Source organism: Citrobacter rodentium NBRC 105723 = DSM 16636 (assembly GCF_021278985.1).
Taxonomy (GTDB): Bacteria; Pseudomonadota; Gammaproteobacteria; order Enterobacterales; family Enterobacteriaceae; genus Citrobacter_A; species Citrobacter_A rodentium.
On sequence record NZ_CP082833.1, the window covers coordinates 336,248 to 362,621 of the forward strand.

At 49.0% G+C, this 26,374-nt stretch carries 17 protein-coding genes and 2 pseudogenes; 1 reads left to right on the forward strand and 18 read right to left on the reverse strand.

Annotated features, from left to right (window positions below; translation table 11 throughout):
* Positions 1–382 precede the first annotated feature (382 nt).
* From qatD to K7R23_RS01575, 17 genes and pseudogenes are all read right to left on the reverse strand, one after another.
* Positions 383–1,108 (reverse strand): Qat anti-phage system TatD family nuclease QatD, encoded by a 726-nt coding sequence (gene qatD / locus K7R23_RS01500; protein WP_000020778.1) that lies wholly within the window; start codon positions 1,106–1,108, stop codon positions 383–385.
* Complete coding sequence (gene qatC, locus K7R23_RS01505) at positions 1,105–2,424, reverse strand: Qat anti-phage system QueC-like protein QatC (RefSeq protein WP_000508958.1); 1,320 nt, start codon at positions 2,422–2,424, stop codon at positions 1,105–1,107. Before qatC ends, qatD begins: the two co-directional genes overlap by 4 nt.
* On the reverse strand, positions 2,406–3,158 hold the full coding sequence (locus K7R23_RS01510; protein ID WP_000537317.1) for a hypothetical protein: 753 nt from the start codon (positions 3,156–3,158) through the stop codon (positions 2,406–2,408). Before K7R23_RS01510 ends, qatC begins: the two co-directional genes overlap by 19 nt.
* Positions 3,158–4,984, reverse strand: coding sequence for a KAP family P-loop NTPase fold protein (locus tag K7R23_RS01515; RefSeq protein ID WP_232796108.1), 1,827 nt, complete (start codon positions 4,982–4,984; stop codon positions 3,158–3,160). The genes K7R23_RS01510 and K7R23_RS01515 overlap by 1 nt, the downstream gene beginning before the upstream one ends.
* 89 nt (positions 4,985–5,073) lie before the next feature.
* Positions 5,074–6,636: a hypothetical protein gene (locus tag K7R23_RS01520; RefSeq protein WP_232796109.1), complete on the reverse strand. Its 1,563-nt coding sequence runs from the start codon at positions 6,634–6,636 to the stop codon at positions 5,074–5,076.
* A 238-nt stretch (positions 6,637–6,874) separates the two neighbouring features.
* A pseudogene (locus tag K7R23_RS01525) lies at positions 6,875–8,239 on the reverse strand (VasL domain-containing protein).
* 54 nt (positions 8,240–8,293) lie between these two features.
* Positions 8,294–8,599, reverse strand: a complete 306-nt coding sequence (locus tag K7R23_RS01530) for a hypothetical protein (RefSeq protein ID WP_012908828.1) — start codon at positions 8,597–8,599, stop codon at positions 8,294–8,296.
* A gap of 65 nt (positions 8,600–8,664) precedes the next feature.
* Positions 8,665–10,410 carry a 3'-5' exonuclease gene (locus K7R23_RS01535; protein ID WP_024133114.1) on the reverse strand — a complete coding sequence of 582 codons (1,746 nt, stop codon included), beginning with the start codon at positions 10,408–10,410 and terminating at the stop codon, positions 8,665–8,667.
* A 177-nt stretch (positions 10,411–10,587) separates the two neighbouring features.
* A complete protein-coding gene (locus K7R23_RS01540) occupies positions 10,588–11,163 on the reverse strand; it encodes an Ail/Lom family outer membrane beta-barrel protein (protein WP_012908826.1) in 576 nt (191 codons plus the stop codon).
* 581 nt (positions 11,164–11,744) lie between these two features.
* Positions 11,745–12,077, reverse strand: a pseudogene (locus tag K7R23_RS25875) (VENN motif pre-toxin domain-containing protein); the annotation flags it as partial.
* A gap of 1 nt (position 12,078) precedes the next feature.
* Positions 12,079–12,429, reverse strand: coding sequence for a DUF596 domain-containing protein (locus K7R23_RS01545; protein WP_000954752.1), 351 nt, complete (start codon positions 12,427–12,429; stop codon positions 12,079–12,081).
* Between the two features lie 107 nt (positions 12,430–12,536).
* On the reverse strand, positions 12,537–12,977 hold the full coding sequence (locus K7R23_RS01550) for a DUF769 domain-containing protein (protein ID WP_231851592.1): 441 nt from the start codon (positions 12,975–12,977) through the stop codon (positions 12,537–12,539).
* A 161-nt stretch (positions 12,978–13,138) separates the two neighbouring features.
* Positions 13,139–13,474: an immunity protein YezG family protein gene (locus K7R23_RS01555; RefSeq protein WP_012908822.1), complete on the reverse strand. Its 336-nt coding sequence runs from the start codon at positions 13,472–13,474 to the stop codon at positions 13,139–13,141.
* Between the two features lie 212 nt (positions 13,475–13,686).
* A complete protein-coding gene (locus tag K7R23_RS01560; protein ID WP_000624946.1) occupies positions 13,687–14,148 on the reverse strand; it encodes a hypothetical protein in 462 nt (153 codons plus the stop codon).
* Positions 14,135–22,963: a polymorphic toxin type 25 domain-containing protein gene (locus tag K7R23_RS01565; RefSeq protein WP_012908821.1), complete on the reverse strand. Its 8,829-nt coding sequence runs from the start codon at positions 22,961–22,963 to the stop codon at positions 14,135–14,137. Before K7R23_RS01565 ends, K7R23_RS01560 begins: the two co-directional genes overlap by 14 nt.
* Positions 22,964–22,978: 15 nt before the next feature.
* Positions 22,979–23,506 (reverse strand): toxin-activating lysine-acyltransferase, encoded by a 528-nt coding sequence (locus tag K7R23_RS01570; RefSeq protein WP_012908820.1) that lies wholly within the window; start codon positions 23,504–23,506, stop codon positions 22,979–22,981.
* A 9-nt stretch (positions 23,507–23,515) separates the two neighbouring features.
* The gene (locus K7R23_RS01575) at positions 23,516–25,168 is read right to left on the reverse strand and encodes a ShlB/FhaC/HecB family hemolysin secretion/activation protein (protein WP_012908819.1); all 1,653 of its coding nucleotides are present in this window, start codon (positions 25,166–25,168) and stop codon (positions 23,516–23,518) included.
* Between the two features lie 639 nt (positions 25,169–25,807).
* On the opposite strand from K7R23_RS01575, the gene K7R23_RS01580 reads away from it, so the two are divergent.
* Positions 25,808–26,014, forward strand: a complete 207-nt coding sequence (locus tag K7R23_RS01580; protein ID WP_071820646.1) for a DUF4222 domain-containing protein — start codon at positions 25,808–25,810, stop codon at positions 26,012–26,014.
* 52 nt (positions 26,015–26,066) lie between these two features.
* On the opposite strand, the gene K7R23_RS01585 is transcribed toward K7R23_RS01580, so the two are convergent.
* Positions 26,067–26,300, reverse strand: coding sequence for a hypothetical protein (locus K7R23_RS01585; RefSeq protein ID WP_012908817.1), 234 nt, complete (start codon positions 26,298–26,300; stop codon positions 26,067–26,069).
* Between the last annotated feature and the right edge of the window lie 74 nt (positions 26,301–26,374).

Below are 26,374 nucleotides of genomic sequence, written 5' to 3' on the forward strand. Positions count from 1 at the left end.
TGGCGGTGCCTTACTGTCCTGACCATAAATCCTGTTTCCACACCCCGCTCATCGAAGCGGACATGCGCTTCTAACACATCCGGCTCTCGGACAGAATCATGCCTTCGCCCACGGAAACCTCTGCGGGAGCTTCGGTGCATATTTTCATGGAAGGGGATCACCCAATAACTTCCATCGAGATCGGGTCATAACGGCCAATCCGTGATCGAATAGAGCGGAATACGCACTCTGACGAACTGCTTACATTTAAACTAATTACAAACTATATAAATCCGCCTTGCTCATTCACAGGGTAGATATATTCTTACTTTTAATTTTATGTGTAATTAACTGATGACGAAAAATGAATTGAACTGTAAATGCATATCTAAGTTTTTCATTCTTATGATGTACATAATACCTTAAAATTATCAACTAGCTGAGCATTAACCTCCATCTGACTAATCCCCCATAATGCGGCTAACTGTTTCTCTGCAATCCCACTATCCCATGGCATTAGTGGGTCATTACGAAACTTAGCAAATGGCCCATCTGTTTCTGTAAGAATGCGTGATTTGGGTATTTTCAAAACTAAGGCCTTACCCTTTATTGTATCGAGCATAGCAGGCCCCACTGAGAACCAGCATCCTAAATCAATTGCCCTTTCAAGCTGCTTAGGTGTTCCAGTGAACCAATGCAATATTGCCACCCCATCGATATTTTCAATCTCATCAAGCACCGCTGATGCACTTCCCCGACTATGGATAGTCATAATCTTGCCACCAGCCCGATTTACACTGTTGAGAATGTGTCGGAACACTTTCAATTGAATATCCCAATGTTCTTTAAATCCCTGTCCACCATCAAGCCCTATTTCCCCTACATACTTAGTTTCCGAAAGCAATGAATCAAACAGGTCTAACTCATGCGATCTTTGATGCGCGATTTGAGGATGTAGCCCAAGAGCAGTTCGGATTCGTTGACTTTCTTTAGCCAATAAAGAAGTACCATGCCATGCTTTAGGTGTTGTTGTCACCGACAGAATATAAGTCCCTCGACGTTTACTTTCTTCAGCCACGAGGTCTGGCCGAGGATATAAGTCTAGATGACAGTGCATATCGATGCTCATACTATGTTCTCACTCAGTAAATAGCTTTCAACCTCATCCAGGCCATCCTTAAATACTTGCTTGAAATTATCAAATTCTGCCGTAGGCAAAGGGCCACTTTTGGCAATCCATGTACCTATTTTCAAAGTCGATTTCTGCGTGATCGCAATCCTAAGGGCGATCAGGTCGTCCCTGCGATCTATTTCATTCATTACTTTAGCTAAGGACTGGAAAATATATTCAACATCTCTACTAATTCCCCCTGCATGAAGTGATGCTCGTCGAATGATACACGGTATACATACCCCACATTGCTGCCCCATTCGTTTCCAATGACTGCAGGATACTGTACTTTCCACAATTTTAGATAAGAGCTGCTTATTTGAACATTCGGAGATCATTTTTCCTTTTGTCTTAAACTGATATGGATTGATTATTTGACAAGAAATACCGAGCGCATCAAAGATCTTTTGTATGCTCGTAATAAAATGTGGATGTGTTGTTCGTGTGCTCAGCGAACCTATCCGCCGTGGAGTAAGTGGTGCATTTAATGAGATAAATCCATTTTCAGGTACGAACAAATCAATCTTTTCTTGTTGAGATATCTCTTGTACGGCACAAGCACCTACGGCCGCAAAGGCAAGAAAATTGAGGCTACGAGTTCGCATCGTAATATCAGTCACGCCTTGATAAATGTGTGGGTCAGCATTAATCTCAAAGCGCGAAAATTGGCCACTTAATTTTTCAGCAATCTGATCTTGACGAGACTTATCCCCCTTATAAGCATGACTAACCAAAAGTGGAGCACGCCCTGCAGCCAGAAGATCTATTGCACCAATAGCTGAATCCAGACCTCCTGAAAATAAGCTGACACAGTCAAGCCCTTTTAGCTTAATCAGACGATGCCTTGAATGCTGGCTATAAGGCTCTGGCGGTGCATAACCATCGTCACAAAATTCGAAATCCCAGATGTCTCCACTAAGAAAATGCAAAGCACTCTCAAGTTCTTTCTTTAGACTAATCCATCTGGATGGTTCATGAAGGGGGAGTCGTAACGACAATTGGCGGGTCCAACCATCCTCGGAACTTTCACGCTGAACGAAAGTATCTGCTGCAGTTACTGCTAATGCAACACTCAGAAAATCCATGACCTTAGCTGGAAGCTGTACTCCCAAACGTCTGATCCGATCAATCGCAGGATTCCCGATAACAGATATATCTCCGCGCCTCTGACCACTTAATCCATATAGCTGAACAGGTAACACTTTCTCACTTGCTGGCGGCAAATGGTGATGTTTATGATGGAAAACTAATTGTGTCACTGGTATGCCTCCCATTCTTGCCAGGCCTCAATAATGGCCTGACGTTCAATTTTTACCATTTGGTTTCGTGTGAACGATCTTATGTTACCGGCAAGTTTTGGTGCCATATGTTTATCAACAACAACTTTAATCAATTCCCGGAGTTCAATTTCTGCATGAATTGCCTTTGAAGGTGTATCTGCTTTGTTCCATGCCCTATTAGAATCCATTACCATCTGAAGGAAAATACTTTCCGCTAGATAACCAATCATTGTGTCAACAATCACACCATCAGTTATTTTTTGAGGATCGAAAATTTCTACGCCATCAAGAGCCTCCACTAAAGCATGGTTCATGGCCGCACAGATCTTTTCTGAGTCACCATCCTGTGATGTTAAAGCTTGAGCAATAGTTGATATTGCTATTTCGCATGGAAGGCCTGCCAAACTGCCCAAATCGATGCTTGGTTCTCCGGGAGCCGAAGGCATTCCCACTAAAGCCCCAAATAATTCGGCCCCAGCTTGCGTGACACTCCCTAATCGCCGAGCAGCGTTACTGCTCCCTCCGGAGGCTTTTCGCGCGTAGTGCCCTATGGCTTTTCTGAAATCTGCTCGATTTCCATTTGATACCGCATTTCCCAACGATTCTCGAAATGGCGCAAACCTCCTTTCTTGCGGCGAGGGTAACGGTTGCTGTGGCTGATCATCAGCCCATGGTGGAACCAGCGGAGAGCCACCTCCTGGACCTTTACTTGATTGTGATGTTCCCATTAAGCGTCCTTATTCCATTGTTCATCTTTTAATGCTGCAGTCATCCACGCTGGTCGTTTCATCCCCAACTGTAATTCCTGTAGATAACGAATTAATATGCTGGCTGCATCTGTTGAGTAGCGGGCCAACAGACATGCGCCGGAAAAGCCTCTGGGCTTACGATCCCAATCTGATACCTGCCGTAACTGGTTAATTAAACCTTCCATTACAGGTATTTGCTCCTCACGAGGAAGTGCTTTCAAAAGGTTTTCTGCTGTAGGAGAACTAGTGTTTTTCAATTCAATTAGTGCATTTAGTACTTCCCGTCCAGATGGCGATAAACCAACCACATATGCACCTATTGGCATAGTTTCTCGGGACAGATATATGGCGGCCCTTAAGTCAATCCCACCAAGACGAGGTTCAAGTTGGGCCCATTGACTGATGAAAGATTTAGTCGTTGGACTATCAGTCCATGTCTTTGGTGCATCAGTAGGTATTTGACCGCCATTATCGTCAAGCTGTTTAAGTATCTGGGGAACACCTTGTTCAATATCCACGAGATGATATAAATCAGCGGTGCCATCCACTCCAACACAGCGTTCAAAAATTACTAGCTTAGTAATAATTGCTTCATCCAAAGGCATTGCTCGTCGCTTCGCAATTTGAGATCGCATTTTCACAACATTCAACAAGCGTTTAACGATCCTGGGATTACCATGAATAATTGGAGAGTTGGCTAAAATGGGAGCAATACGGTCAGCACGCGCAAACGCCAGCGCGAGGTTGCTATCATCCGCTTCACCAGTCATTTTTAAGGCCTCCTGACGTGAGATTGGTTCATCTTTCCAGGATTGCTGTAACGCCTTCTCTAAGCCCTCACGGAGCATAGTTATTTTTTCGCCTTCTAAGCCATGTTCAATGGCATAAAGCATGAACAGATACGAACGGATCTCACGGACCCCAGCCTTAGGCACCCGAATAGGAACCTGGATTAGCTTATCCAGATAATCTATTTGATGGCGCTGTGATGCCCCTTTGAAGTAATCAGCCACAGAAGAGCGAATCATGTCCTCATCTGCTGCAATAATAAAGGCTGTATTAGTCAAGAAAAGGAATAGCCTGATAGCTTCAAGTGTATGGATAGCATTGGCAGGGAGACAGCGGTCTAGGTTATCTATTACCACAATGAGTGGCTTTCCAAGTTCTTCTAGAATTTCCCCATATTCCTTACGAAAGGCATCAATCTGCTGAGGGGGGCTTTTTTTTGTTTGTGGTTTAATCAAACCACAAGCAGTTTCTTTACCTTCTTTAGCTATATTGCCTAAAGCCTCATACTCTTCCTGGCTCTGGATGCCATCGGTGATATTTCTTAATGCACCAATCCCCCTAGAAAGCAAACCGCCAGTAGGTAATCCTGCCATTAAAGCTGTACCCTCAGCTAGTAATCCCATAGCTCTAAAACCATCAACTCGACTAAGGAGTCTCTTAGTTTTTGATATAAGGGTAGAATTACCTTCAGCAGCTTTTGTCAATTCTGTAGCGATGACTTCAAGAAGTGCGGCACGGGCGTCGTCGTACCCCTGATAGAGCCAAGAGTCAAAATTGATAACAATCCAATCTTTGTCGTCTTGCTCAAGTTTTTGCTCTATCAGTTTTAACAGAGAGGATTTACCTGCCCCCCAGTTTCCAAAAATTCCGATAGATACTGGTAACATATCTTTCGTGGTAAGTACATCCACGGCTAACTGAGATACTTCACCAAAATTTAGGTAGTCTTCTGATGACTCTTTGTCTGACCACATTTTTATATCCTTTACATCACCAATTTTTACGTCATTGAGCAAACTACAGGTTTGATAAAACCAACTCTGTTCAGGTGGGCAAATTCAGTGTACCACTTCACCAATAATCCAATATGATGACTGCTATAGATCTATTTTTTAAAGAATGAAATAAGCTTTCTTATCCCAGTCCATATTTTCCTATCAGGATCCGAAGGGTTAAATTCGCTCTTGTCAAAATCAGCAACCTCAGCAACCTCAGCAACCTCAGCAACCTCAGCAACCTCAGCAACCTCAGCAACCTCAGCAACCTCAGCAACCTCAGCAACCTCAGCAACCTCAGCAACCTCAGCAACCTCAGCAACCTCAGCAACCTCAGCAACCTCAGCAACCTCAGCAACCTCAGCAACCTCAGCAACCTCAGCAACCTCAGCAACCTCAGCAACCTCAGCAACCTCAGCAACCTCAGCAACCTCAGCAACCTCAGCAACCTCAGCAACCTCAGCAACCTCAGCAACCTCAGCAACCTCAGCAACCTCAGCAACCTCAGCAACCTCAGCAACCTCAGCAACCTCAGCAACCTCAGCAACCTCAGCAACCTCAGCAACCTCAGCAACCTCAGCAACCTCAGCAACCTCAGCAACCTCAGCAACCTCAGCAACCTCAGCAACCTCAGCAACCTCAGCAACCTCAGCAACCTCAGCAACCTCAGCAACCTCAGCAACCTCAGCAAGGTTTATTCTATTTTGATGAGCTGTCAAATGTTCTTTGTTAATTTCATCTCTAATTAGCTGTTCTTTTTCTATGCTGTAGTTTTTGTCATTATAAGTCACATCAAAATCATCTAAGAAAACGATATAAATCAATTTAAAAAAACTAGTCTTAAATAAAAAACTATCGCACTCATCAGGAAAACCAAAAAAGAAAACATTAAGATATTTGGTTGCTTTGCGCTTGTCTTTTAGTCCATTATAATACTTATTTGCTTCTGCTCTTTGTTTTTCATACTCACTACAGAAAAAACTCTTTTTACTTTCATCCCATTCTGAAGCATCAATTTCAAGTTTATATGCTTGTTTGGTACCTTTCTTTCTGGCTAAAAAAGTAAGGTAATATCTATTCGAATTTATCTCCAGCCGTATATTAGATTGAATTTTACCAAAATAAATTGCTGGCTTATTATATCTAATTCCTTCTTTATAGATGATTAGTTGAAAAGTATCTTTATAAGTTCTAACTCCATAAGGGGGAATTGATAATGGTTCATAGAGATTATCTCCATTAATGTAGTAGTCTACTACCGGTTTGATGCTTGAAGATGACACAGGGTGTACTTTACCTCCCAAATCTTTTTCATCATCTCGCGTCTGTTTGATAATTCTTCTGCCAGAAGAGTCGTAATTTCTTTCAGACACATCAAGTTTCAGAAGAGATATAGCTAATGCCGGTGGTGAATTATGCTTTTTATTATTCTTTGAGTTACACTTATTTTTACTCTTAGGATCATGAATCTTACATCCCGGCCTATGAGTCTCTTTATATCGAAAGTATGATTGATTTAAATTTATTTCTTTGAAGCTACATGGAGTAGCGGGTATCCTACATTTGTCATACGGGCATTCAAAAGTGGTTGTTCGTATATAAAGATCATCCATTTCCCGAAGATCATGACCATGAACAATTTCACCACTAACAGAATCTCTTGCTATTGTCACACAATCTCCTTTGATAAAAATTAATAGATTCTAATTTCATACCAAGGCTAATTTAAATAAAGGCTATTTAAGAGAAAAACAAGTCAGCCTGACAGACATATCCCCTCCCATGGCAATATGCCGCTATTTCGCGTTTTTTTTCACGCCATAATGCGTTTCAAGGTAGCGAATATCTTCGATTGCCCATGGTGTGCGCATTCTTTTGGGTTTATTTTCCATTACCATGTTTTATCAGCCATCATGGCTGCCTCTCCGGTTTGCCAGCGTGTTCCACCTGATAACGATTAATCAGCTGATTCAGTGCCATTTCAGCCTGTTTTTGCTGCTGTTCACTGCCATTCTGGTCGCGAACTTCACCATAGCGACGTAACCGCTCTTCTGCCGGGATATGCCGGTTAAAAGCCTGCATGATGCCAAACACCTCCGTTTTCAGTTCACTGACCGCCATGTATTTTCCCCGCTGTTCATCCAGACGGTTCAGGCGTTCAGCCAGCTGCTGTAAGCGGGTCATGCCTTCATTCCAGCCCGTCATCGCCTCTTCCGGGAGCGCACGACTCCTTACGCTCTTCTGTCAGTTATCCACCATTTCCTGTACCCGGGGATTGTCGGGGAAAAGTACCATCAGTTGCTGCAGTAGCTGCGCACTGCGCTGCAGGTTGTATGCCAGGGGTAATTCTGTCAGTCGCGTTATCTGTTGACCGGAAAGGGTTATCCACTCTGACGCATGATTTAACAGTGAGGGTGTTCTGCTGAGCTGTGTCATCTGGTCTGCTGAAAGCACATCCGGTGGTGGTGTCAGCAGCGCCCTGAGTTGCTGCTCTGCCGGTGATAGCTGTGTCAGAAACTGCCATCCCTGAATGGCCACGCTGACAGCCAGCAATGCCGCACAGACACCAACCAAAAACGGCTTCAGAAACATGGGCGGGGATTTTTGAAGGGAGGGTGTGGGCTCTGTTTTTGTTTCAGAAACAACATACACCAGACGGGAGTGCAGCAGGGGCTGATGTTCCTGTACGTCCCGAGCATCAGACCGGAGTGCCTGAGCCGGAAGGGTTACCGGTGACGACGCTTCGCCCTGCACCGGCTGATTTTCCAGACGGGTGATATATCCCTTCACCATGGCTTCCGGTAAAGCCACTTTACTGCTCTGTTTAAGTTCGTGCCGGGCCAGTGTGTCACTCAGTGCCTTCAGGAATGTTTCAGTCTGATACAGCAGGGGCAGGTTGTCACGGTCGTCCGGTGGCATGGCCCGGAGCGTTTTTTGCAGACGGTTGAACAGACCGGTAATAATTTCCAGCCGGGCGTGGGTATTCAGCGGCCACATCACTGACCAGTGATGCCGGGTCAGCGCCACAATCAGAGCCAGCCCTTCATTCAGGCCACTTAACCCTGTTGTATGCATCCGGGCGATGGTGTACCAGGATGCTGTCTGTAATTCCACGCCATTGTGTTCATACAGACGCAGGCAGAGCGTCTCCACATAACGCCAGTCCACATCCGGGCGTGCCGGGTGGGTCAGTTTGCTGATTTCATCGCGCAGGGCAGCATAATCTGGTAATGACCGGGGGTCACCACCGGTTTTCCGTTTCACTTCAGAAGTCATCGGCAGATTCAGTGTTACTGTATTAAAGCATGATTAACAGTGACGAAAAGAATGTCAGTGTAATACCGGGACCCGGGAAAGGTATTCCACAGCACGGATAATTGCCGATGTCACATCCCACCGCCGTTTCAGAACTGGTAACAGCTCATTAAGGTTTCTGATATAACGCTCAGTGAATAGACGTTGTCCGTCCCTGGTTAAATGAAAACCGGACTGATTACAGGTAATGGTGATATGACAGGTATCGTTGCCAATATATACGGCTTCCTGAGGTCTGAATCTGACATTCCAGTGCCAGGAGTGCGGAGAGTGGTTCAGATAAAAAAGATGCATCTGAATATCGTGAAATAACAGGGTCATGGTGAATTAAATAAACCTGATAATAACAGTATGGTGAAAGTCCGGAATAAAAAAATGGTCCGGTATTATGCAAAATCCTCAAGGTGACGACTGATACTGTTTTCACGGTAACAGGTCACCAGTAATTCACGGGTTGCCCGGGTAAACGCCACATAAAGCACCGGAATTACTTCAGACTCATCCGCTACACCAGAAGGAACGAAAGAAGCATTGATAACCGCCACATACGGGAACTCCAGCCCCTTACTGCTCTGGTATGTCAGTAAATGCACCACATCCTTACGTCGCGAGTACGCCTTCTTACCTTCACTGTCAAAGCAGGTGGCAAACGGTATCCCGCGTTGTGTCATAACCTCTTTCAGTTGTTTCACTGAAAACTCTGCCGGACACAGAACAGCCATATCACTCCAGTGACCGCACAGGGCATGGCGCTTCTCCAGCCAGTCTGCAACCTGTCTGGCTTCATCACGTTCAGAAGCACAACGCAGGATTTCCGGCTCTGTGCCCTCTTCACCACCCGCCTGTGGCTGAACGAGTGGTATTTCACGGTTCTGATGTTTTTCAAAATACTCGCGGGAGAATGCATAAGCAAAGTGCAGAATGCGTTTCGGATTACGATAATTGACCGGCAGGACAGAAGTGCGTCCTTGTGCCTGAATCCCCACACTGGCCAGAGAAAAGTTCAGGGCCCGCTCCCGTCGGTAAATGGACTGGGCATCATCGTACATCAGGAGCAGTGAACGGGATGCGTTATCAAACAGACGGGCAATCAGGGCCAGCCAGCGACTGTCAAAATCATGCCCTTCATCCACCAGTACAGCATCATATCCGGTTTGGGTGATTTTTCCGCTGTTCACGGCCTCTTCCAGTGTACTGAAGCATTTCTCAGGATATTCTTTTCTGTCTGCCGTCACCTGAATACCGTGGCGTTTTGCCATTGAGGCGCACCAGCTGTGAAAATGAGATACCGTAACCCGTGACCTCAGCCCTCTGGCCTCAATGCATTCCCGCAGATAGCTGGCCAGGGTAATGTTGTAGCACAACACCAGAATCTTTCCGGACGTGGTTTCTGCCAGGTAAAGGCAACGGCACAAAAGAATCATGGTTTTTCCGGAACCGGCCACACCATGAATGACACGATGTCCGTCACCAATATTTCTGGCCAGAATCTCCTGCTGGATATCCATGATTTTGATTTGTGAGTTCTGTTTCACGGTCACTTCAGGAAACAGATGGGCGCGCAGAATATCTCTCATCCGGGGTGTCACCCGGGTTCTGAACCCCGTGGTAAACATCCCGGCAATTTTTTGCCGGAATACCTCAGGTAAAACAGACTGCGTCATTTCATCCTGACAGATTGTCTGTGCTGAAGGAAAAATCTTTTCCACCGCATTCTCATCATTCCCTGTCAGTGCCTTCAGTTGCTGACGGGTAATGCGGGTAAACACCACACCATACGCCCAGGCCAGGTTCAGCCGACCCTTATACTGACCGTCATTCTGCCGTAAGCACGGGTCAGCAGGTAAGGCATTAACCGTATCACAGGCATAACGACGAACCTGTACCAGCGGATTTATTTCTGATTTCAGAAGACCGTCGGTTTCCAGTGTAACCTGCTCCTGATTTGCTTTACGTAATGTGGATACAGTCCAGTCCTTGACCTCCAGAAATACCAGCCCGTTATCCGGGTCAATAATGACAAAATCCGGATGTCGGTTTTTCCGTCCCACCGGAATATCGTACCAGACAAGGCAATCATCATTCAGAAAGCTCTCCAGTCGTGAAGCCACCCTCCTCTCCCCGGGCGTCATTCTCTCCTCAGTGGACGCCGATACATTTATCAGTTTCGCCATAACATACTCATGCTCCAGTAAAATCATAACCGTCGACATATTCCGTCTGAAGGGAATATGTCGAATACTTCATTAAAATACAAACATTCAGTAAACTTCACTACGCAAGTGCAATTATCCAGTCCCGTCTAATGATTAAAAACGATAACCAACTCCAACAGTAAATCCATTGACCGAATGTTTTCCACATATATCTGCTTTAGTTCCCTCATACCCAACATTTACAGACATATTGCCCCTCGGATTAATAATAACACCAGCTGCATAAGCAAAATCAGTGGATTTTTTGGATACAGACTCACTTAAATATCCATCAGACTCATCAGCACCCACACTGTTTCTCCACTCATAATCCCCCTTCGCTTTAGTATGAGATATCCCCACCAAACCATAAAAACTGATATAGTCATTCAGACGATAAGCTGGGCCTGCGAGAAATGAATAATATTTAATATCAGCCTGCTGTCTGTAAAAATCGTCAGCTTCATCGCGATGACTGTCCGACCAGTCACCTTTCATATACGAAAAACTCCCGACAACACTGACCGGAGAATCCCACTCATATCGATATTGCAGATTCACTCCTTTAATATTCTTAAAGTCCTGTACCTTACTCTGAGCATAACCAGCCGATAGCGTATGATTATCAGCCAGTGTTGAACCACTCATAACAGATAATATCATTACTGAAATTACAACGAGTTTTTTCATTTAACCCTCCTTCATTAATAAATGATTTCTGAATATCAAAAAGGACCACACATCACAAAACATTATTTGAAATTATCATCAAAAAACTATAAATAGATCACCTGACGACTTGAATACACTGACAAAAAACCAAGCATGGTAATAAACCGAACTCCCCACAAACTTCTGTTGCCTCAGATACTACACTCCCTTTCCTCAGGCACAAATGTTGTTCCATAACGAACCAGCCTGTTCCTTTAAACTCTGCATCAATGGCATAATGTATACTCACCAGGCTGAGTTTGCTCCTGCATCATTATTTCGATACGTTAATGCATTGTTCATTGCACCCGGCATTCCCCATCGAATATTTACTTTGTTATATCAGTTAGCCCATAACCAGGTAAATTTTTAAGGCTTACTGACCGAATATTCAAAATGTGTTACATGTTATCAAACATTTAAAGAATAACCTGCTCTTCTTCATTGGCCGGATTTAGCTCAATCTTGTCAGCAAAACTAATATAAAGCCGTTCATAAAGAGAAGGATGTAGCTTCGTTATTTATCTTTTACATGTGACAGTGCCAGGGGATATTTCGCACATCTCTGTGGCTATCATCCCCACCACGTCTCCAGTGGCAGCACCTGCGGCACTGGCACGGGCGTTATTTCCCTGTACCACCGCCAACGTGGCATTCACCACTGCATGAGCTACCACACTTCCCGCACAGTCCGGGGGATTTTTGATTATTTCAGCAATATACGGCGCAGCACCACCTGCCAGGGCTGCACTCAGATTACCGCCAGCCAGTCCCTGTACTGCTGCCGTTGCGGCCTGTATCGCCTGCTGATATTTGCCTCCCGTTCCAAAACCGGAGGCTGCCATACCGTTATTGTAGGCCCGCTGGACCACATCCTGCGCTGTGAAGGGTTTATCAGGTCCATTCGAGAGAGCCATCTTCAAGCACCCAAACAGCTCCCCCCGGACAACTCTCATCAAAAAACCAGATACCGTCTTCCATCTCTTCTTCTGTTTTCGGAAATGCCTGTCGGAAACGCTCAACCTGTTCGTCAACACTTCCTTCCAGAAACTTGCCGTGCTTGGCCAGTTTGATACGCCCTTCTTTCAGAAGGCGCTCAAATATCCAGAAAAAGAGTTTTTTCCTTTCATCAAAACTGAATACTGCGCTATCAACATGATCTGGAATACTGTAAGCCCATAAACCACTTAACGCTTGCATCTCCGATGCGTCAGCTGTTTCACGATACTCATTTTCAGTCAACATAATGATCACCTAAATTTAATTTCAACCTGACGTCCGTATTTATGTGCAATTTCAGCCAATTGCTGATTCCCTCTAATATCAATAGTCCATCTGGCGCCTGTTTGTTCTTAGGACGACGATAAATTCCGCAACGTGATCGATGTTCCGTTATCCAGCTTTGCAGTATAGATCCCCGGCCGAACCTCTTTCAGCGGTGTATCGCCTGCCAGCTGTTGTGCGTAATTATGGATCTGCTTATCCGTCAGATTCTGACTTTCAAACACTTTCGTCGTACCATAACGGTTACTTACCGAACTCTGCCTGATAGTCTGCCCATCCACCGTTAACTCTCCAACCGGGTGACTTTTATCATATATTTTACGCAGTTCATCAAATCGTTGTTGCTGAACCTCCTGATGACGGGCTTTTTCTTCATTATCCGGTCCCCATCCCCCCGGTGTTCCAGCACCTGCACCACCAAGCTCAGCTTTATCCTTATCCGTAGCACTCGCTACGTCTTTGCCCAGATTCGGCTGTTTGTTTTCGTCTGTATTGTCGCCATTCAGCACATGCCCCGGTCCCCGGGTACCATCGCGACTCGGGTCACGTACAGCACACTGTTCCCGTGAGCCTTCACAACTCCCAGCTATTATCATGCCCGGTACCCTAGTTTGCGCTAGCTGAAGGTCCCAAACCAACACTCACACTGCTACAACTGAATGCTTAGCAATCAATTTTCGTATTTAAATTCAATATTAATCTTTAAAGCCTCTACATCTACTGTCACTTCACAGCCATGCCAGAATGGCTTTTCCTTAGATTTAAAGTTATCTAGAAAATAATTTCTTAATTCCACAAGAAAATCAAATAAATCACCGTTTGCTTGTGCCCCTGCCGAAAACCAATCAGTATTGCCAGTATCTGCATTTATATAGTCAAATTCACATTTACAATGATCATTTTCAGGAGACAGTTCTGCTCTCATGATCACTTTGGATGCATTTTCAGGCGCAATGGATAGCAATACTGAACCTATATCATTATAAATCTCTTGATCAGTCCTCACTACTTACCTCCGGGTACATTTTTAAACGTTTCAGATACCGGCCTTCCGCCATTTATAGAGTACTCAACATAAAATTTATCCGGCCTTACGCTATTACCTGCATAAGATGGTTGGATATTAACTTTCACTTCTTCAACCTGTAAAACTAGCTATTGCTGCCGCCGTATTAGCGGCTGTTTCAGTAGCTATCATATTCAGTATATTGTTCTCAACTACCTAAAAATTAATAAAATTAACCATGCTATATATAACAATCTCGAAAGCCAAAGAAATACTGAACCAAATTGAAAATCAACTTTCTTGAGGAAGATGTTAATAAAAAAGAATGGTTTTTTATCTTCGAAAGCATCATGACAGAAACATTTCCCATATATACCAAAAAAAAGAAAAGCTCCTCCACCCATCAAATTAGCAAGTAGCATTAAAGAGTCCCCACCTCTTCGATATTCCACAAATGCTGCAGATATGTAACCTAACACAAGAAAAGAGAGAGAAATATTTGCAAGAGCATTATTCTTAAAAAAAATAAAATCAAAATAAAGCAAGGAGTCTCTACCTACTTTAGGTCCTCCAAGCACTCTGTATACAAAAATAAAAAAACACCCTCCCCATGCAAACAAAAAAAATAACATCATCAATGATGATACATTAAGAATCACATCATTTGAAATCATAGTGGTATATTTCCTTTGTAGTATCGCCGTTCATCTCTATTTTTTCAGAATGAGGAACAGTAGAAGAACCTGTAAAACCAATACTTGGCCCAACAGAGAAGGAAAAACCAAGTCCATCTTGCCCAACGGACAGACCTACTGAACCTGGACCATAACCAATACTAGTTGAATAATCACGATGTAAGTCACCAAATACACCGAAATCATATGGGCCAAAATCAATACCAATTGAAGCACCAGCTTTAGCACCAAACTCCTTTGTATATCCTGTAGAAACAGAGAAATAATCATTGTTAACTTTCATCTCACCTTTAAGGGCAGGACCTATTCCACCCGAAACCTCAATCTTTCCATTAGTCTTGACTTTATACTCTGTCCCCCATGAAGGTCCAAGATGAGAAGCATCTATCGCATTGTTAATTTCTCCGTAACCTTGTCCTTTCTGTCCAAGATCTATTGCCAGAGAAGTATCCTGCTGTACGCGAGGCGGCACAAGCTCAGACAACGCATTATTCTCAACCGTCGTCTTACCTGACTGTGCGCCGGCTACGGCTGAAGCCCCCGAGTCTCCCACCAGACCACCGGCCAGACCGGCAGCAACCGTTGCCAGTGTCGAAACAGTCTGCTTCTCTGTCTCGCTCAGTTCACTCACCGGCTTACCGTACATCTGTGTGGCTATCATTCCCACCACCTCGCCGGTGGCAGCCCCTGCGGCACCGGCAAGAGCGTTATTACCCTGTGCCACCGCCAGTGCGGCATTCACCACGGCATGGGCGGCCACACGTCCCGCACCGTCCAGGGTAGTCTGTTTGATAATTTCAGCAATATACGGTGCTGCACCACCTGCCAGGGCTGCACTCAGATTACCGCCAGCCAGTCCCTGTACTGCTGCCGTTGCGGCCTGTATCGCCTGCTGATATTTGCCTCCCGTTCCAAAACCTGAGGCCGCCATACCGTTATTGTAGGCCCGCTGCGCCACATCCTGTTCCGTGAACGGTTTTCCTTTTGCCTCCAGCTCTGCGCGGGCCTGATTCAGGGCTGCCGGGTCCCGCTTCGCTTTCTCACCGGCTATCTGTCCTTCCGTTCTGGCAATATCTGCCACCTGATTACCAATCTCACCAATGAGTTGCGCCTGCTGCAGTCGCTGCTGCTCTTTTTCCCTGTCAAAGATGGGGGACAGCGTCTGATTTGCATGTGCTGCGTCACGGTTCAGGTCTGCCACATCCTGTTTCTGGCTCTGCGTATCCCGGATGGTGATATTTCCGGCAGACACTGCCGACTGCGTGGTACTGTCCGCATGGCCTTCATGATTTGCACCTACCAGCAGATTGTTTGCCATGTTCCCCAGGAAATTTCCGGCAACACTGCCACCGGTACTGAGCCCTGTACTCTGATGTTCCGTTTTAAAGTCAGCCCGGTTTTCAATGTCACTGAAGCCCAGTGTGCCGGTATCCAGCCTGTTTTTATCTGCCGTTGCCGTGGACGCAATCACCGCACCGTTCAGCTGCGTATGCTGTCCGGTGGTGACATCAAACCCGCCCCTGCCGGCAAAAATCCCTGTCTGCTCCTGCACGCTGTCATAGTTGCTGTGCATTTTATCCCGGCTGAGGTTCACACTCGCCGAACCGCTCATGGACCCGAAAGTGAAGCTGCCTCCGGCGCTGGCATTCTGCTGTTTACTGTCATAACGGTCACTGTCCTGCTCACTGGTCAGTGTCAGATGACGACCGGCATCCACTTTCACCGTTTCACCGCCAGCCTGCGCGCCGGTAAGTGTGGTGTCCCGCCCGCTGATAATGGTCAGTTGTTTTCCCGCATCCACCGAGGTTTCTGTATGGATGGTACCGTTGCCTTTTTCACTGCCCTTACCCTGGTTTGCGCTGGCTGAAACACTGATACCCCAGCCTCCGGAGCCCACACCAACACCGACACCCACGCTGCCACCACTGGATGTGTTCTTTCCTTCCAGCTTTGACGTGTTTTCTGCTGATACCAGATTCACGTCACGGTTTGCCTGCAGCAGAAGGTTGTTCCCGGCCTTTATCTGACTGCCCTGTATCGTCAGGTCACCATCCACGCCCTTCACGCCGGAGCCGGTGGCCTGAATACTGAGGTTATTACCTGCGGTCAGTGTACTGCCCTTCGCCACCGTCTGCTCTGACTGCTGTTCTGATTTCGAAGACTGGCTGCCGTAAGAGAGGCTGATGCCCACCGTGTTATTATTTCCGGCATCGGCGCCCTGCGCGTCTGCCAGTCGTCCGGCCTGCACGGCCTGAGCCCCCGAGAGCGCGGCCTTCACCCCCTGCAGGGCTTCAAGCCGGCTGTTTCCGGCAGATTTCGCCGCCTGTACGGTATCCACCGTCGTATTCAGGGCGCTGCCCGCTGTGCCGGACAGGGCAAGCGTCAGACCGGAGGTTTTCTGCTCCACCGTATGTGTCTGCACATGCTGGTCAGTGGCGGCGGTAATGCTGACCTCCTTCCCACTGAGTGCCATGTCCCTGCCGGCAATCAGGTCAGAGCCGTTGACGGTCAACCGGTTACCTGCCTGAAGGGAAACATCACCGTAAACACTCCCCACTGTGCTGCCTTTCTGTGTGGTATCTGTTGCGGTGTCCGTGACTTTCAGGCTCTGGCTGCCCATGCTGAATCCCACACCTCCGGAGCTCATCAGCCCGGATTTTTTCTCCTGTTTCAGGTGTGTTTCACGGTTGCTTTCTGTCAGCGTTCCGATACTCAGGTTATTTCCGGCAGCCAGGGAGACACGGTTATCCCCGGCCACACTGCTGCCCGTGACGTTCAGATTATGTCCGGCGCCGATACTGACCGTATCCCCGTTCAGTTCACTGCCCGTCATGGTCCGGCGGTCAGTGACATCATGCGTGGTTGTAGTGGTTTTCGATAACATCCCGCTGCTGCCGGTCACTTTATGGTATTCATCCAGCGAGCGGGTATTCTGTGCACCGGTCAGCGTCACGTCATGACCCGCCATCAGGGCCAGGCCTTTCTGAGCTGACAGCGATGCCGCCTGTGACGTCATATCCCGTCCGGCGGTCAGCGTGACATCACCGTTACCGGCAAGCGTGCTGCCCGTACTCTGTGTGACGTCCTGCGACAGACGATTATTTTTGTCCCAGGTAATATTGTCCTGCGCGGATGTGGTCACTGTGGAAAGCGTCATATCCCTGCCGGCACTGAGTTGCGTCAGGCTGTCCTTACCCTGATTCACCACCGTTGCAGCCGTCAGATTCATATCCCGTCCGGCCTGCAGCACCAGTCTTCCCTGGTCGTTCTGCACATACACGCCGGCCACACTGTCGATGCTGGTACGTTCAAAATGGTTCTGCCCGGCGTCGCGCTGTGCCGTACGGGTGGTGGTGGTCAGACTGATATCCCGTCCGGCCATCGCCAGCAGGCTGTCCATGGCCTGCAGCAGCCCGCCGGTACTGTTAATATCCGTCCGGGCCGTCAGGCTGACATTTGCTCCCTGAATGGTGCCGGCCTGGTTGTGAATGTTTTCTGCACTGAGCTGCACGGTCTGCTTCCCGGCCAGTTTACCGCTGTTAAACAGGTCACCATCCAGCTTCATCACCATGTCCCTGCCGGCAATCAGCGCACCGGCACTGTTCACATCACCGGGTTTTACACGGGCATACACCTGAGGTACCTGAACCGTCTGCGTGCTGCCATCCGGCAGTGTCACCGTGGTGTTAACCAGCCAGACAATATCACCGGTCAGTAACGCCATCTGCTCAGCAGTCAGCGCCACACCTGGTGTCAGGTTGTATTGCTTACCAAATGCAATACCCGCATCCATTAATGCCTTAAACTGCTCTTCATCATTACTGTATCCGTCCAGGTACCGTTGCCCGGTCAGAGCGACAACCTGCTCACGAATCAGACGCTGTTCGTAAAAACCATCCCCCAGGCGTTTGAGCATGTTATCCCCGTTCTGAGAAAACGCCTTCTGCATGTAATCACTGCCCAGCCACGTCTTCTGGTTCGTAAAACGCGGGTCCGTTTCAACCAGATATGGCACATTCACTGCCGGATTTGTTTTAAACAGGCTGCTGTCCGGCAGACGGGTATCCGGCCCGGCAACATGGATACTGCCCTGAGGTGTACTGACTTCAAACTGCTGCCCCGGCAACAGAATGACCGGTTCACCGGCAGACACCACCGGGCGAAGCGGTATCCGGTCAGTACCGGCTACTGTCGCATCCACATTTCCGGTCAGTCCTGTCTGTACATCCGTTCCCTGTGGCTTCAGGGGAGAAAGCGTGACATGGCTGCCCTGAACCTGTCCGTGGCTGGTGAGCTCTCCCGGCTTCAGCGTGATGGTCTGAATGACAGTGGGCGGTGTGTACTGAGAGGTTTTCTCCCCCTGCTTATCCTTTCCTTTTTTCCTGATACGGTAATAATACGTGGATGTCCCTGAGTCCGTAACATGGCGCTCTCCGCTGACACTGACGTTTTCCACATCACCGGCCTGCATATCCAGCAGGCCACCTGCCACAACCTGACTCTTATCATTAAGCAGTTTGTCTGCCACAATCGTCATGCCGGCACCGGACAGAATTTTTCCCGGGTCGGATTCTTTTACCCGGGTTTCTTCCACGGTACGGGTGTAATCGTACTGCGTGAATTTATCTCTGGCGCCTTCCGGTGTATGCAGTTTTTTCAGTGAGTTACTGGAATCGTTATCCACATAAACGCCCGGTTCACCGGCGCTCCAGCGTTTATCTGAGCCGCTGAGCTGATACTCAGTCACCTTTTCCGTGGAAACCACCACGCGCTCCGTGGTGAAATGGTCATTGACGTTATTGATTTGTCCGGCACTCAGTACCAGATATCCGGCGGCTTCAATCGTGGCACTGTGATTATTCAGTACACCGGCTTTCCCCGTGGCGGCGCCATTCGCATCCAGCATGCCACCAGTATGCATATCACCTGCACTGTAAATCAGGCTGTGCGTCCGGTTATTCAGGGTCTGTACCCCCAAGTCCACACGCTCACGCCCGGCCAGCGTCGCCGCCACGCCATTTTCTTCCAGATTATAAAATGTGGCAGCGCTGACACCAACAGCATCGCCGTAGATTCGCCCGGTACCGGAATTCGTCAGGGTGTTCGCCTGAAGACGCGTATACTTCCCGTCAATCAGCCCACGGTTCAGCAGTGTGTCCGTCACGTTAAGCCAGGTCTGCCCGGCACTGATTTCACCTTTCTCTGTGTTTTCAAGGCGGATGCTGTTGAGGTCAAGCCGGCTGCCTGCCAGCAGGCTGCCGGTATTAGAGACATCGCCATTAACGGAAAGCGTAAGGTTTCCGTTCGCAATAGTCTGACCACTGTTGCTGAACGTTGTGTTACTTTTCAGCGTCATATCGCCCAGCGAAAGCAGTTTCCCGTCACCACCGAGCTGACCGGCATCCACAGATACTGACTGCCCGGCCTTAACCACGCCGTCACGGTTCGAAAACGCCAGCTGACGGCCACTGACAGACAATGTCGCGCCGGAAGAGAGGACGCCGTCATTATTACTGAGCGTCCTGTCTGCCATAACCGTAAGCGCCCTGTCTGCCAGAATACTGCCCTCCTGGTTATCAAGGTCCTGCGTCGTGATGTGTATTGTCTGCGCTTCCAGCCCCTGGCCGGTATTCTGCGTGTGGCGATTGATAAACTGCAGGGCGTTCAGCGTAATGGCGGAACCACTGCGAATCAGACCAGAGACGTTGTCCACAACGCCCCGTACACTGTTGAGCAACATGTCGCCCACAGACTGTATTTGTCCGTGGCTGTTCTGCAGACCTCCCGTATGCAGACGGAGTTCACCTTCACTGACCAGCCGGCCCCCCTCACGGTTATCCAGCGAGGTGGTGCTCAGGTCAGCTGTCGTTTTCGCCCCCACGGTCCCGCCCCGGTTATCCATTGCTCCGGTACTGACAGTCAGTTCCTGCAGGCTGTTCAGCGTACCGCCTCTGTTATCCAGCGTCTGGCCTGCGGTATTAATGCTGATACCTTTCCCCTGAATAAGACCGGACTGATTGTTCAGCGCCAGACTGTTCCGGCCGGGCAGACCGTTCGCCACAATCTGACCGTTCGCCACCACCTGACCGGATGTATTGTTAACCACGCCTGCAGTCAGGGACAGAGCATCTCCCGACAAAAGCACACCGGCAGTGCTGTCCAGTGTGCCGGCATTCAGCGTCATCGGCCCCTGACTGATAACCCCGCCCCGGTCACCACTGTTACGGTTACTCAGTGTGTCAGCACGGAGATTCAGTGTGGCACCACTCTGTATCAGGCCGCCGGCATCGTTGATGATATCTTTCGAGGAGAGGGTCAGTGACTGCTGTGCCACCAGTCTGCCACCCTGATTATCAGAGCGGGTAACATCCAGCCTGCTGTTACCGTTGCTGACCACCGTCCCCTGCTGATTTTCCAGCACATTCAGGTGCGCATTCAGGTCTCTGCCGGCGGCAAGCGTCCCTTCCTGATTACTGACATCACCACCACTCAGCAACATATCCGTCCCGGCCTTCAGTGCGCCTTTCTGGTTCATCAGCGTACCTGACGATATCTGCAATGACGCCTGACTCCCCAGCACGCCCTGACGGTTATCGAGCGTTCCGGTGTTCAGGGTCATATCCTTCTGACCCGCCATAAAACCCTGCTGATTATTCAGCATACCGGCCCGCACTGTCAGGGTACCGGCGCTGCTGATACCACCCCGTGTTTTCGTGTTACGGTTACTGAGTACCCCGTCCTGTACATCCAGCGTCATGTCACTGCCGGACTGAATCAGACCATCATCAGAGACCAGTTCGCTGCCTGACACAGACAGCGTTTTCTGTGAAAGCAGTCTGCCGGACGTATTATCCAGCGCACCATCCAGCGTCACAGACAGCCCGTCAGCCACTACCGTACCCTGGTGGTTATTCAGATTCCCTGCCGAAATATCCAGCCTGCCGGCGGACTCCATTCGCCCCTCAGTATTGCTGACAGCCTGCTGTGCTTTTATCCTGCCCGTTCCGGCAGCAGCTGAAATCAGTCCGTTGTCGTTATTCAGCGCCTGTGTATTAATCAGGATGTCACGGCTGGCAATCAGACTTCCCTGCTGGTTATCCACGGCGCCGGTTGTCCTCACCTGCAGACTACCTGACTGCGCCGCCTGCACTTTCCCCTTGCGATTATCAAGGCTCAGTGCATCCAGGCGCACCGCGCCATTTGCCGCAAGCAGCCCTTCCCGGTTATCCACACCTCCCGGCAGGTTCAGTGAAAAATCCCCTGTTCCCGTCTGAATCAGTTTACCCCTGTGGTTTGACAGGCTTTGTGCCGATATCTGCAGTGTGTCGGCATTTATCGTACCGCCATTATTGCTGAACTGCCCGGCAGTCCGGGCGGAAAGCGTACCGGCACTCAGTTGCGCATTCTGTGTGGACAGATTTCCACTGGTTGCATTCAGCTCAGTATGTTGTCCCTGTATCCGGCTGTTGCTTAAATCCAGCCCCTGCCCCTTCAGTTGCATGTCCCCACCGGACAGAACCTGTCCGTGTGCCGCCAGTTCGCCGGTGGTACTGACAGTCAGGTTGCCCGCTGCCGCCAGACGTCCGTCATCTTTCACCCCGGCGGCCAGCAGACTCCGCTCACCGCCGATCAGACGCGCTGTCTGAATCCGGGTGTTGCGACGTGATGCCACAGAGCCTGTATGGGTGAATACACCATCACTCTGTATCTGCGTATCCTGCCCCGCATAAACAGAACCACTGTTATGCAGCTCCCGGGTTGTCGCCAGATGTACATCCGCTTTCGCACTGATACTGCCACTGTTTTCAATTCGTCCGTCAGCCGTCAGGGTAACCGCCCCTGCCTGTGCACCAATATGACCGGCGTTACGAACACCCACCCCCGTTTCCGTACCGACAAGGCGAATTTTTCCGGCATACATTCCGCCAAGACTGGCCACATCCAGTGCCATCTGAGGCTGTGAAGAGACATCTCCGGTCTTTTTCTCAATCTGCCCGTGCGCGATATCCACATTGTTACGTCCTGTGGTCACTTTCAGGTCCTGCGCCCAGAGACCCGCATTAATCTTCACAGACCGGGCAATGATATCGGTATAATCCGTGCGCGAGGCATCCATCCCTTTGCCCGTAATCTGAATCTCACCACGTTCAACACTGAATCCGGTCAGACTGCCGTTTTTCATCTGAGGCTGCCCCGTGGTCAGCGTGGCCCGGTTCGCATTAATAAAACCGCACCCGTCGCAACTGATGCCGGCCGGGTTCGCAATCACCACCTGCGCCTTTTTCCCGGCAACCTCAACAAAACCGTTCAACTGGCTGGGATTGCGACTGTTCACTTCATTAAGAATGATTCTGGCCTCTCCCTTAGCCAGCCACGGGTTCCCGGCCACCATGCCACCCAGTTGAGTCTGCACATTGTTATGGGCATTATTCAGAATGACGCCCTGGTTACCGACGTCGAACTGGCTGTATGTATTATGTGAAACCCCGCCGGCAGAAGGCGTCTGAATATTCACCTGCGGAATGCCGCTGGCCGTCTGCGTAATCGTGGGCTGCTGATGCCCCGGTGCGCCATGGTCTGCGACAATGCCTGCAGCACTGACAGAATGCACCATCCCCGACGCCAGCCACAAAGAGAATGCAAGCGGCGTGACACGGCAGATACGTTGCCTGTGTGGATATCCTGTGCGGGAGGACAGTGATGTACCGGCGCGACCGGAACGGGCAATATCTGCCACCACCATCAGCATTCCCCGGGCTTTGTTAAAAATAATGCGGTAACAATTTCTGTTCATTCTGATAAACCTGACTTATCTCTCCGGCACATCCACAGCAAGCGGGTGCTGCACACGCCACTGGCGCGCCTCTTCACGACTGACCTGTGCACCCCGGAAATTCATCACCCGCAACCCGGTCTGCTGCCCACGGTGGTACAGCGAACGCCAGCACAGACGGGGAAAAATATCCTGCCGGACAAGACGACTCATATCCGGGGTATGTCCAAAAGGGGCAACCCAGTCACAGACCCACATCCGGTCGCCACTGTTCCAGTCCGACTGAGGCATAAGAATTGCCGGCTGCGTAAGAAAACGCGCCTCTGCCTCCGGGCTGAGCCAGGCCTGGCTCATGAAGAAAACCGGTCGCCCCTGCTCTGTTGCCACCACATACTGTCGGTGCTTAATCACCGGCAGCAGCAGGTCCGGCAGGGTATGCAGTGGCGCATCACGATGCAGGGGGGAGTGCATCCACAACCAGACGGCCGCCCCCAGGACTTCCGCCTCATTGACCGGCTCACCGGAATACAGGGGACTCAGAACGTCATATTTCCCGTTACGCATGAAACTTTCTCAGAAATCCCGGAACAGATTAAAACCGGCTGTCACATCACTCGTCATAAAACCCGCCGGTTTTGAAAACGGACGACCGATGAAAACGTCATAATCCGTACTGAACAGTTGCCCCCTCAGCCCCACAACACCACCGGCCAGATGACGTCCCACCAGGTATTCACTGCCGGCTCCCCCCACCTCGCCGTAATCCATTCCCAGATATAACTCCTGCTCCGGCAGTGGCGTACGCCAGGCCAGGTCGTTGCGGATATACCAGCCGTTACTGGCATTCAGCGTTCGCTCCCCGTCAAAACCACGTACCGTCCAGCGGTTACCGATGGCAAACTGTTCCTGTGGGGTCAGCGGGGTATTGCTCAGCTGGCGCTGATACCGGAAGGAATAACTGAAGGGCTGCTCTGCCAGTGTAAAGGGCAGATTAAAGGACGCATTCATCTGCAGGATCTTACTGAGCGCCGTTGCCTCACCGAAGATTTCCTCCGGTGCCGGCTGTGCGCCAAACCAGCGGGTTCCCCGTTGCCAGCTGACGCCGGCATCCAGTATGGCCTGCGAAATATAATGGCGGTGCTGCAGCCCAAGTCGCCAGGCCGCTGTCTGCCGGCGCTGCACCTGGATTTCCGTATCATTAATGTAGTTACGCGACCTGCGGGCCTGAACATCGTAAGTCAGCACCGTTTTCTGCGTCCCGTTACGGTGCAGTACCCGGCTCAGCTGCATGCCCAGATTCTGACTCTCGCCACTGTACTGGTAACCCTCAACCGCACCAGCTACCGTCTGATGGTAATCGTAATCACTGGCGGTGACGGAAAACTGCCAGTAACCGAAAGGCACAGAGTAATGGGCCGTGTAGTTTTTACTGCCCTTACCCCCGTAATGTGGAAAATTATGGGTGGCAGAAACATACAGCAGGTCGCTCAGGGAAAAAGGATTATCCAGAGAAAATGTTATACCACCGAGATAACGCCCTGTGCTGCGGGTACCTGAATCGTCAAGCGAAAACCCCAGTCGCCAGTATTTGTCCTGTTTGCGGGTAATAAGAATGTCACTTTCCCCTGGCTGCTCACCGGGTACAATTTCCATATCAGCCTGCACACCCGGCAGTCGTTGCATATTCTCCAGCCCCTGCTCAATGTCCCGTAAATCCAGCAGAGAGCCTTCGTGTGCCGGGAATGAGGAATACAACTGAATATAGTCATCACTGTCCGGTGTCAGACGCACATGTCGCACAACACCGGGAATAATAACCAGCCGGAGGATACCGCTTTTTAAATCCTGCGAAGGTGCCAGAACCCGGGTGGTGACATAACCATGATCGACCAGACGGTTCTGCAATGTACTCATCAGCAGATTAATTCCTTTCGCCCCCAGGCAATGCCCGACCGCCCCGTTGGCGATTTTTTGTAAAGGCAACCAGTGTGGTAACGCATCAGCCCCCTCCAGTTCCGTCTGTTTAATCTGAAAACAGGGCGTTTCAACAGGAAAATTAATCTTATGGGCAAAAGAGCCAGGTGCAGAAAGGCGAACATCAGGGGCTGAAGGCATCAGTTGTTGCTCAAGGGCTTCCTGACGCTGCTGCTGAATGATAAATGTATCCTCTCCACTACGCCGGATATCCGCTGCCTGAAGAGATAAAGGCGATAATAAAACAGACATCAGTGTCAGTGACAGCAAGGACGGACAGCGCCGGAATAAGCTTTGTTCCTCTGCCCTCACGTTCCTGCAACATAATTTTCCAGTCAAACGAAAAACCTTTTATTCATGCCATACCAACAATCACCAGCCTCCTGACGATACCTCCCACCATGTTTTGCAGTGGTACGCTACCGCCCTTCCGGTATTTACCCACACCAACCGGTACCAGAATGCTGAGTAACAAATCCGTTCAGAATTGACTTAATTTTGATCATTATAGAATAATGATCTGAACTGCAGCAATATGACAGATTTATCGATCGATATAACGCAAATGAACAGTTCTTTATTCTGCCACATATCGCAAAAACAGCACATTGCAAAATTTATAACCATAATTAATGGAAAAGTGCAGAAAATTATTCCACTGAATGCTTTTAATACAGTTGGTTATCTAAAAAACTATCATTTTTTGATTTCAGTCATTGAAAATTGCAATGCGTGACGACTAAACAGCATTTAAGTGAGTTTCAGGATATGGGAAGGACATGAAAGGAGGAGCGCAATAAAATACACAGGAAGAAGGGGAAAATGTTTCGTAAAAACAGAAAATTAACAGCGCACATCAGGAAACGTCGCAGTGATACCACATGAAATTTAATTCACTGTTACCACACTGTAGAAGATGTTCCATTACCGAAAGTCAATCAGCGATACAGAGACAATCATGGTGCGCTTGTCACCGTGACCAGTGTTGAGGAACCCCGGGTGGTGTTTATGCGGGACGGCTATCCGCATCCGTGCATGCGGCCAATGTACAACTTTCTGGGAAAATTCAAACCCGAACCCCGGGAAGAAACAGAATAAAACGAAATTCCTGCCGGCAATCACACTGCCTGATGGCAGCATAATCCTCTTTTTAATTCTCATCCCCGGAGACAAGCCCGGAAACCCACTCCGGGTGTTCACTGAATGCCGTGTTCAGCGCATCCCAGGAAACGTTCATATAAAACCTGTCCTGCAATCTGCGGGTAACAACTTCTTCCAGGCGATTCCGGTTATCCGCCAGTCCGGCATAACCTCTCTCTGCCAGCCACTCATTCAGTTCATGTTCCAGAGACAGATTGATAATATCGTAATCGGACCTTGCCATTCCCGTGTCCTTAGCACATGTTTTCAGGCACGGGGATAAAGTATAAAGAATGTCGTACTGCTGCTGCCAGAGCA

Bases quoted from the DNA above. Each gene is read 5' to 3' on its own strand.
- qatD (WP_000020778.1), bottom strand. From the start codon at position 1,108: ATGAGCATCGATATGCACTGTCATCTAGACTTATATCCTCGGCCAGAC.
- qatC (WP_000508958.1), bottom strand. From the start codon at position 2,424: ATGGGAGGCATACCAGTGACACAATTAGTTTTCCATCATAAACATCAC.
- K7R23_RS01510 (WP_000537317.1), bottom strand. From the start codon at position 3,158: ATGGGAACATCACAATCAAGTAAAGGTCCAGGAGGTGGCTCTCCGCTG.
- K7R23_RS01530 (WP_012908828.1), bottom strand. From the start codon at position 8,599: ATGACCCTGTTATTTCACGATATTCAGATGCATCTTTTTTATCTGAAC.
- K7R23_RS01535 (WP_024133114.1), bottom strand. From the start codon at position 10,410: ATGACGCCCGGGGAGAGGAGGGTGGCTTCACGACTGGAGAGCTTTCTG.
- K7R23_RS01540 (WP_012908826.1), bottom strand. From the start codon at position 11,163: ATGAAAAAACTCGTTGTAATTTCAGTAATGATATTATCTGTTATGAGT.
- K7R23_RS01545 (WP_000954752.1), bottom strand. From the start codon at position 12,429: ATGTTGACTGAAAATGAGTATCGTGAAACAGCTGACGCATCGGAGATG.
- K7R23_RS01560 (WP_000624946.1), bottom strand. From the start codon at position 14,148: ATGATTTCAAATGATGTGATTCTTAATGTATCATCATTGATGATGTTA.
- K7R23_RS01565 (WP_012908821.1), bottom strand. From the start codon at position 22,963: ATGAACAGAAATTGTTACCGCATTATTTTTAACAAAGCCCGGGGAATG.
- K7R23_RS01570 (WP_012908820.1), bottom strand. From the start codon at position 23,506: ATGCGTAACGGGAAATATGACGTTCTGAGTCCCCTGTATTCCGGTGAG.
- K7R23_RS01575 (WP_012908819.1), bottom strand. From the start codon at position 25,168: ATGTCTGTTTTATTATCGCCTTTATCTCTTCAGGCAGCGGATATCCGG.
- K7R23_RS01585 (WP_012908817.1), bottom strand. From the start codon at position 26,300: ATGGCAAGGTCCGATTACGATATTATCAATCTGTCTCTGGAACATGAA.